The sequence below is a fragment of the Streptococcus sp. GMD6S genome (genome assembly GCF_000297015.1).
The window spans coordinates 1-1,014 of the sequence record NZ_AJRH01000338.1 but is presented as its reverse complement, the minus strand read 5'-3'; the positions used below and the strand labels follow the sequence as shown (position 1 = coordinate 1,014).

2 protein-coding genes are annotated in these 1,014 nt (G+C 39.1%); both read left to right on the top strand.

Annotated features, from left to right (window positions below; genetic code table 11):
• A partial coding sequence (locus GMD6S_RS11465) for an ADP-ribosylglycohydrolase family protein (RefSeq protein ID WP_000740211.1) occupies positions 1-681 on the top strand: 681 nt, incomplete at its 5' end.
• 29 nt (positions 682-710) lie between these two features.
• A partial coding sequence (locus GMD6S_RS11460; RefSeq protein ID WP_000523680.1) for a hypothetical protein occupies positions 711-1,014 on the top strand: 304 nt, incomplete at its 3' end.

Genomic DNA, 1,014 nt, shown 5'->3' with positions numbered 1-1,014 from the left:
GCTATGAAGAAATACGGCAAGTTGTATCCCGATGCGGGCTACGGTGCTCGGTTTAGTAGTTGGATCAATAGTGACAATCGTGAGCCTTATAATAGCTTTGGAAATGGATCTGCTATGCGTGTTTCTCCATGTGCTTGGGTCATGGACTGCGGTTTTTGTGCGAGAACTGGTATGACGCCATCAACTAGAAATCTTGCACGCCTTTCTGCAGAGGTCACCCATAATCATCCGGAAGGGATCAAAGGCGCTATGGCAACAACAGATGCTATCTTTATGTGTAGATATTTCTTTGGAGGTTATTGTGGGGATTATGAGCAACCAATTAAGGATAATCCCACAGAGTGCAAAAGACGGATCAAGGATTATATAGAGAAGGAATTCGGATATGATTTATCCCAAACTTTAGATGAAATCCGTCCTAGATACCATTTCAACGAAACATGCCAGGAAACGGTTCCTCAGGCCATTATTGCATTTCTGGAAAGTACAGATTTCGAAGATGCGATAAGAAACGCCATCTCACTTGGTGGCGATAGTGATACACTGGCAGCAATTACAGGAAGTATAGCTGAGGCAGCATACGGTATTCCTGATTGGATCAAGGAAAAGGCCTATTCCTATCTAGATGAGCCATTAAAGGATGTTATTAGGAGATGGGAGCTTTACATAGCAAAAAAATGATTATGTAGCTGATTAGAAAGGTGGAGCATATGGGATTACTTGATAAGTATATAAAGAAAGATGAAAACTATAAAAAGAAAAAAGTTATAGAGGTTGTCTCAAATATCTTAACCGCTATTCATCTGAAAAAATATGAAGACATTATGAATTATGTCGACGAATCAGAGATTGATGATTTAAATGAATTCTTTGGTTATGTTGAAAAGACATTGGAATTGAATGATTTTGACACGATTGATGAGTATGGTGTGGAATGTCATTTCAATCCGCCTTACGAGTATTCTCAATTGGAGATTTATGATTATGATGACCAGACTGGGTTTGCTGTTGATT